Source organism: Rhodococcus sp. P3_B8 (assembly GCF_056402775.1).
Window position 1 is genome coordinate 1 of record NZ_JBFUGT010000317.1, and the last position, 7,299, is coordinate 7,299.

The 7,299-nt window shown below is 66.5% G+C and carries 6 protein-coding genes, 2 tRNA genes and 1 pseudogene; 7 read left to right on the forward strand and 2 right to left on the reverse strand.

What is annotated here, in order from left to right; genetic code table 11:
• The 3 genes and pseudogenes from AC1D1G_RS38650 to AC1D1G_RS38660 form a co-directional block, all read left to right on the forward strand.
• A pseudogene (locus AC1D1G_RS38650) lies at nucleotides 1-203 on the forward strand (ketol-acid reductoisomerase); the annotation flags it as partial.
• A gap of 224 nt (nucleotides 204-427) precedes the next feature.
• Complete coding sequence (serA, locus tag AC1D1G_RS38655) at nucleotides 428-2,023, forward strand: phosphoglycerate dehydrogenase (protein WP_005240386.1); 1,596 nt, start codon at nucleotides 428-430, stop codon at nucleotides 2,021-2,023.
• A gap of 71 nt (nucleotides 2,024-2,094) precedes the next feature.
• Nucleotides 2,095-3,105, forward strand: coding sequence for a 3-isopropylmalate dehydrogenase (locus tag AC1D1G_RS38660; RefSeq protein ID WP_005573989.1), 1,011 nt, complete (start codon nucleotides 2,095-2,097; stop codon nucleotides 3,103-3,105).
• Here the strand turns inward: AC1D1G_RS38660 and AC1D1G_RS38665 are convergent.
• Nucleotides 3,102-4,346, reverse strand: a complete 1,245-nt coding sequence (locus AC1D1G_RS38665; protein ID WP_283354243.1) for an MFS transporter — start codon at nucleotides 4,344-4,346, stop codon at nucleotides 3,102-3,104. The two genes, AC1D1G_RS38660 and AC1D1G_RS38665, sit on opposite strands and share 4 nt — an antisense overlap.
• A 115-nt stretch (nucleotides 4,347-4,461) precedes the next feature.
• Between AC1D1G_RS38665 and AC1D1G_RS38670 the strand changes: the two genes are divergently transcribed.
• From AC1D1G_RS38670 to AC1D1G_RS38685, 4 genes are all read left to right on the forward strand, one after another.
• Complete coding sequence (locus tag AC1D1G_RS38670; RefSeq protein ID WP_477956238.1) at nucleotides 4,462-5,235, forward strand: fumarylacetoacetate hydrolase family protein; 774 nt, start codon at nucleotides 4,462-4,464, stop codon at nucleotides 5,233-5,235.
• Nucleotides 5,236-5,308: 73 nt separating this feature from the next.
• Nucleotides 5,309-6,784 carry a glutamate--tRNA ligase gene (gltX, locus tag AC1D1G_RS38675; protein ID WP_477956239.1) on the forward strand — a complete coding sequence of 492 codons (1,476 nt, stop codon included), beginning with the start codon at nucleotides 5,309-5,311 and terminating at the stop codon, nucleotides 6,782-6,784.
• Between the two features lie 142 nt (nucleotides 6,785-6,926).
• Nucleotides 6,927-6,998 (forward strand) — tRNA-Gln (locus AC1D1G_RS38680).
• Between the two features lie 76 nt (nucleotides 6,999-7,074).
• Nucleotides 7,075-7,147, forward strand: a tRNA-Glu gene (locus tag AC1D1G_RS38685).
• Nucleotides 7,148-7,208: 61 nt separating this feature from the next.
• Here AC1D1G_RS38685 and AC1D1G_RS38690 read toward each other — a convergent pair.
• On the reverse strand, nucleotides 7,209-7,299 hold a 91-nt coding region (locus AC1D1G_RS38690; RefSeq protein WP_477956240.1), incomplete at its 5' end, for a DUF5302 domain-containing protein.

The window sequence follows — 7,299 nt, forward strand, 5'->3', positions numbered from 1 at the left end:
GCACCAAGGAGCGCATGAAGGCGATCCTGGCCGACATCCAGTCGGGTGAGTTCACTCGCCGCCTCGTCGCCAACGTCGAGAACGGCAACACCGAGCTCGAGGGCCTGCGCAAGGCCAACGCCGAGCACCCCATCGAGGTCACCGGCAAGAAGCTGCGCGACCTGATGAGCTGGGTCGACCGCCCGATCACCGAAACCGCCTAGGTTTCACTGCTTTACAGTTCCACCGAACCGCCGGCCCGATGTCGCATCGGTCTCGTCAGAGGCCCCCGATATGACATTGGGCCGGTGTTGTTTCGTGTCCGATTCCGTTGTTGCAGGCGTCCACTATGTGGTATCGCGGACCAGGATGCGGTTTCCCTGTGAGGGCGGACTAAGCTGTGTGTGGTTAAAACACCCCCACACCCACCTATTCAGGGAGTTTGCACGTGAGCCAGCCAGGCCGTCCTGTAGTTCTGATCGCCGACAAGCTCGCGCCGTCCACCGTCGAGGCATTGGGCGACGGTGTGGAGGTGCGATGGGTCGACGGACCTGATCGCCCGGCCCTGCTCGCGGCGGTGCCCGAGGCCGACGCGATCCTCGTCCGTTCCGCCACCACCGTGGACGCCGAGGTCCTGGCGGCCGGTACCAAGCTCAAGATCGTCGCCCGGGCCGGCGTCGGTCTCGACAACGTCGACGTGCCCGCCGCCACCGAGCGTGGTGTCATGGTCGTCAACGCGCCGACGTCCAACATCCACACGGCCGCCGAGCACGCAGTCGCGCTGATGCTCGCCACCGCGCGCCAGATCCCCGCGGCCGACGCCACCCTGCGCGACCGCGAATGGAAGCGCAGCAAGTTCAACGGTGTCGAGATCTTCGGCAAGACCGTCGGCGTCGTCGGCCTCGGCCGCATCGGCCAGCTGTTCGCGCAGCGTCTCGCCGCGTTCGAGACGCACGTCATCGCGTACGACCCCTACGTGTCGGCCGCCCGTGCCGCGCAGCTCGGCATCGAGCTCGTCACCCTCGACGAGTTGCTCGAGCGCGCCGACCTCATCTCCGTGCACCTCCCCAAGACTCCCGAGACCAAGGGACTGCTCGGCACGGAGAACCTGGCGAAGACCAAGAAGGGCGTCGTCATCGTCAACGCCGCCCGTGGCGGTCTGATCGACGAGGCAGCGCTGGCCGAGGCCATCAAGTCGGGTCACGTGCGCGCCGCGGGCCTCGACGTGTTCGAGACCGAGCCCTGCACCGACAGCCCGTTGTTCGACTTGCCCGAGGTCGTCGTGACGCCGCACCTCGGTGCCTCCACGAGCGAGGCTCAGGACCGCGCCGGAACCGACGTTGCGAAGTCCGTACTGCTCGCTCTCGCAGGCGATTTCGTTCCCGACGCGGTCAACGTGTCGGGTGGCGCCGTGGGCGAGGAAGTTGCCCCGTGGCTCGAGATCGTCCGCAAGCAGGGTGTGCTCATCGGGGCCCTGTCGGGTGAACTGCCCGTCAACCTCTCCGTCGACGTGCGCGGCGAGCTGGCCTCCGAGGACGTCGAGGTGCTCGCGCTCTCGGCTCTGCGCGGTGTGTTCTCCGCCGTCATCGAGGACGCGGTCACGTTCGTCAACGCTCCCGCACTCGCGGAAGAGCGCGGCGTCACGGCCGAGGTCACCAAGGCCGCCGAAAGCCCCAACCACCGCAGCGTGGTGGACCTGCGCGCCGTGTTCGGCGACGGCAGCGTCATCAACGTCTCGGGCACGCTGACCGGCCCGCAGCAGGTCGAGAAGATCGTCAACATCAACGGCCGCAACTTCGAACTGCGCGCCGAGGGTCTCAACCTGGTGGTGAACTACACCGATCAGCCCGGCGCGCTGGGCAAGATCGGCACGCAGCTCGGCAACGCCGGCATCGACATCCAGGCTGCGCAGCTCAGCCAGGACGCCGAGGGCGAGGGTGCGACCATCCTCCTCCGCGTCGACCGGGAGGTGCCGAGCGAGGTGCGGGACGCGATCTCGACCGCTGTCGGCGCCACCAAGATCGAGCTCGTCAACCTGGCCTAATCCCCACTGTGCGCGTGTCACGACCCCTGTTGTCGTGGCACGCGCACAGCTCTATGTGAAGTGAGGCGTTCATGAAGCTTGCGGTCATTCCGGGTGACGGCATCGGTGTCGAGGTCACGGCCGAGGCACTGAAGGTGCTGCGGAAGCTCGTACCCGATCTCGAGACCACCGAGTACGACCTCGGTGCCCGTCGATACAACGCCACCGGGGAACTGCTCCCGGATGCCGATCTCGCGGCGATCCGCGAGCACGACGCGATTCTGCTGGGCGCCATCGGCGACCCGTCGGTGACGCCGGGTGTGCTCGAGCGGGGGCTGCTGCTGAACATGCGATTCGCGTTGGATCATCACGTGAATCTGCGTCCGTCCCAGCTGTATCCGGGATCGAAGTCGCCGCTCGCGGCGCAGCCGGACATCGACTTCGTGGTCGTGCGCGAGGGCACCGAGGGTCCGTACACCGGCAACGGTGGCGCGATCCGCGTCGGCACCCCGCACGAGATCGCGACCGAGGTGTCGATCAACACGTGGTTCGGTGCCGAGCGGGTTGTGCGGTACGCGTTCGCGCTCGCGCAGACCCGGCGTAAGCACGTCACCCTGATCCACAAGACGAACGTCCTCTCCAACGCCGGTGCGATCTGGACGCGTGCCGTGGAGACGGTGTCGGCCGAATACCCGGACGTGGAGACGGCGTACTGCCACATCGACGCGGCCACCATCTACATGGTCACCGATCCGTCGCGATTCGACGTGATTGTCACGGACAACCTGTTCGGCGACATCATCACCGACCTCGCGGGTGCGGTCACGGGAGGCATCGGACTGGCGGCGTCGGGGAACATCGACGCGTCGGGGACGAACCCGTCGATGTTCGAGCCGGTGCACGGCAGCGCCCCGGACATCGCCGGCCAGGGGATCGCGGATCCCACGGCGGCCATCCTGTCCGCGGCGCTGCTGCTGCGTCACGTCGGCCGGGACGGCGATGCCGCGCGCATCGAGGCCGCCGTCGAGGCCGATCTGGCGTCCCGCGGCGACTCGAAGGTCGTCACGTCGGAGGTCGGCGACCGGATCGCTGCCGCCCTCTAGGACCGCGATTCGATCTTGTCTCCCTCGATCCCCGTGGCCCGATCTTCGGACCGGGCCACGGGGATCAGTGGTATCGAGGCGGCCGGAAATGCCGCGGCTATGGCGAAAGTCACCGGGAAGCCGACGATTCCGATCAGTGCGCCGAACACCGGGGGAACGAGCGAGGCCGCGACGAACTGACCGGTGTTCTGGACACCGAGCGCGCGTCCGCCCCAGAACGGGCCCGCGATCTCGGCGACCGCGGTGAAGGCGAGGCCGTTCGGTGCCACCGTCGCGACGGACGCCGCGAGCAGCGCCACGATCGCCACCGGCGTATCCATTGCATCCGTCACGGCGAGCGCCGCCATGGACACTCCGCCGGCGACGGCGACCCAGCGAAGCGGACGCATACGACTGCCCACCACGTCGGACCAGAAACCGACCCCCATCCGGCCGAACGCGCCGAGGATCTGGGCGACTGTCACGATCAGGCCTGCCGCCGTTGCTTCCCAATGCCTTTCGGAGATCAGCCACACGAGCGCGTACGTCCACACCGTGTACTGGGGCACGACGAGCAGCACCGAGACGGCGTGGATGCGCCACAGAGTTCCGCTGTCGCGGTACGGATTCGCGAGCATGCCGAGATTTGCCGCGGCGCTTCGGCTCGGCCTGGGCGGATCGACAACCCAGAGTGCACAGGCCAGCGCGGCGGTCGCGCACAGGATGGCGGGCAGCGCGAGCGCCCATCCGATGCCGTGGTCGTGTGCGACCGAGGGCAGCGTCAGCGCAGCGCAGGCAATGCCGAGCGGCAGCGACATCTGCCGGATACCCATCGCCAGTCCGCGGCGCTCGGGCGGGAACCATCCGACGACGACGCGTCCGCTCGCGGCATTCGCCGAGGCGGCCGCCATGCCGCCGAGCAGCAGGAAGGCCGCGGTGGCCGTGAGTGATCCGGACAGGGCCGCGCCGATTCCCGCGGCCGCCGTGGCCGCCATCCCGGCGGCCAGCACTCGGCGTTCGCCGTAGCGATCGGCGAGGGCGCCCCACGCGATCAGCGTCAGCATGACTCCGAGGGTGGGTGCGGCGACGAGGAGTCCGGTACGGGCGAGGCTGAGCCCGTGATTCTCCTGGAGTTCGGGGATCAGGAAGGCGACGCCGTTGACGAAGACCGCCTGTGCGGCCTGGGCGAACATCCCGAGGGTGAGCATCCACCATCTGCGGGCAGTTCCGACGGCGGACGGCGTGTCGAGCGATGCTGTCATGTCATCTCAATATCTAGGATTGAAGTCTCATATATTGGGGAACATGCGGAGTCTATACCTCCCGTCCCGCGGCGTCCCGGCACGGCGGTGCACCCGGGCCGATAGACTCGGCGTCATGCGTCTTGGTCGAGTGGCAAGTCCCGATGGTGTTGCGTTCGTCAGTATCGAGGGGGACAAGGAGTCCCGGATCGCGAAGGAGATCGCCGAGCACCCGTTCGGCACCCCCACTTTCACCGGCCGGAGCTGGCCGCTCGCCGACGTGCGACTGCTGGCACCGATCCTCGCCAGCAAGGTCGTCGCGATCGGAAAGAACTACGCCGCCCACGCCGCCGAAATGGGAGGAGAGGCGCCGGCCGATCCTGTGATCTTCCTCAAGCCCAACACCTCGATCGTGGGCCCCGACGCCGCAATCGTCCTGCCGAAGTCCTCCAATGAAGTTCATTACGAAGGAGAACTCGCGGTCGTCATCGGACGCCCCTGCAAGGACGTGCCCGCTGCCAAGGCTCTCGACGTGGTGCTCGGGTACACGGCCGCCAACGACGTGACGGCCCGCGACCACCAGCGCCACGACGGGCAGTGGACGAGAGCGAAGGGCCACGACACGTTCTGCCCACTCGGGCCGTGGATCGAGACCCGGCTCGACGCCTCCGACGTCGACATCACCACCGAGGTGGACGGAGTGGTGAAGCAGCGGAGCAACACTTCGCTTCTGCTGCACGACATTCCGAAGATCATCGAATGGGTGTCGGCCGTCATGACGCTGCTCCCGGGCGAYGTCATCCTCACAGGCACCCCGGAAGGCGTCGGGCCGATCGTGGACGGCCAGAGTGTGAGCGTGACCATCGGTGGCATCGGCACCCTCATTAACCCGGTGACCGCCAAGCGCTGACGGCTCTCGTGTCGACATCGGGAGCGGACTAGCCTGTAGGAGTCCGTTTTCCCAGCGTCGACCCAAGTGAGCCATGACCACAAGCGAAGTTCGCGTCCGTTTCTGCCCGTCGCCCACCGGAACCCCGCATGTGGGGCTCGTCCGAACCGCCCTGTTCAACTGGGCGTTCGCCCGTCATAACGGTGGGTCGTTCGTGTTCCGCATCGAGGACACCGATGCTGCCCGTGACAGCGAGGAGTCGTACCAGGCGATCCTGGACGCGCTGCGCTGGCTCGGACTGAACTGGGATGAGGGCCCGGAGGTCGGGGGACCGTACGAGCCCTACCGTCAGTCCCAGCGACGGGACCTGCATCTGGACGTCGTCGCGAAACTGCTCGCGGCGGGCGAGGCGTACGAGTCGTTCTCGACGCCCGAGGAGGTCGAGGAGCGGCACAAGGCGGCCGGCCGCGATCCCAAGCTCGGCTACGACAACTTCGATCGTGATCTGACACCGGAGCAGAGGCAGGCGTTCCTCGACGAGGGCCGCAAACCCGTGGTCCGGCTCCGGATGCCGGACCACGACCTGACGTGGGACGACCTCGTGCGCGGCGAGACGACGTTCAAGGCCGGAACCGTTCCCGACTTCGCCCTCACCCGCGGCAACGGGATTCCGCTGTACACGTTGGTCAACCCGGTCGACGACGCGTTGATGAAGATCACACACGTCCTGCGCGGCGAGGACCTGCTGTCGTCGACGCCGCGGCAGCTCGCCCTCTACGAGGCGATGCAGCGGATCGGCGTCGCAGATTTCACTCCGAAGTTCGGGCATCTGCCGTTCGTCATGGGTCAGGGCAACAAGAAACTGTCCAAGCGTGATCCCGAGTCGAATCTCTTCATCCATCGCGACCGCGGTTTCGTCCCCGAGGGATTGTTGAATTACCTGGCGCTGCTGGGCTGGGGCATTTCCGACGACCACGACGTGTTCTCGCTGGACGAGATGGTCGCCGCCTTCGATATCTCCAAGGTCAATTCCAATCCCGCCCGGTTCGACCAGAAAAAGGCCGACGCGATCAACGCCGAGCACATCCGGCTGCTCGAGCCCGCTGATTTCGCCGCGCGCCTGCGCGCGTTCCTGACGCTCCACGGCCATCTCGGGGAGACCGTGGACGAGTCCGTCTTCGCGACCGCCGCCGACCTGGTCCAGACGCGCATCGTGGTCCTGTCCGACGCCTGGGAACTGCTGAAGTTCCTGTTCGTCGACGAGGCCGACTTCGCGATCGACCCAGCCGCCGCTGCCAAGAACCTGGGCGCCGACTCCGCACCGGTTCTCGACGCCGCCCTCGCGTCGCTGGACGCAGTCGAGGCATGGGATGCGGCCTCACTGGAAGAGGCCCTCAAGACCGCTCTCGTGGACGAATTGGGCCTCAAGCCACGTAAGGCGTTCGCTCCGGTGCGGGTGGCCGTCACGGGCTCGCACATCAGCCCGCCGCTCTACGAATCGATGGAACTGCTCGGACGCGACGTCTCGCTGTCCCGGCTGCGCTCTGCGCGAGCCGGCATCGCCGGCTAGAACGCCGCTCTCGGGCCGAAAAGGGTGCAAAAACAGCCTCTGACCATACGATTTGGTAAATCCCGGCAGTAGGCTGGTAATCTCTTCTTCGGCCCGAGGCGGGCCGCAGAGCCCAGAAGCTCAGCGGTTCGAGAACGGCCATTGGGGTATGGTGTAATTGGCAACACAGCGGTTTCTGGTACCGCCATTCTAGGTTCGAGTCCTGGTACCCCAGCGGAAGTTCGGCCGATTTTGACTCCGAACTTCTGGAAGCTATGCTTGCTGAGCTTCCAAAGCAAAACAAAGTTCCTGGCCCCGTCGTCTAGCGGCCTAGGACGCCGCCCTCTCAAGGCGGTAGCGCGGGTTCGAATCCCGTCGGGGCTACAAATTGAAACACCCTCCAAAAAATTGGAGGGTGTTTCTTTTTATCCGGACGATGTGTCGTTTATCCCGTCTTGCGGCGGAATTCGCGTTTGTGGTCGGCGGGCCCATGGGCCTCGTGCGCCTTGGAATGTCCGTCCTTGTGATCGGTGGAC

What these genes read in the sequence shown, in the direction of transcription:
- AC1D1G_RS38660 (WP_005573989.1), top strand. Translation starts at nt 2,095, where the DNA reads ATGAAGCTTGCGGTCATTCCGGGTGACGGCATCGGTGTCGAGGTCACG.
- AC1D1G_RS38665 (WP_283354243.1), bottom strand. Translation starts at nt 4,346, where the DNA reads ATGACAGCATCGCTCGACACGCCGTCCGCCGTCGGAACTGCCCGCAGA.
- gltX (WP_477956239.1), top strand. Translation starts at nt 5,309, where the DNA reads ATGACCACAAGCGAAGTTCGCGTCCGTTTCTGCCCGTCGCCCACCGGA.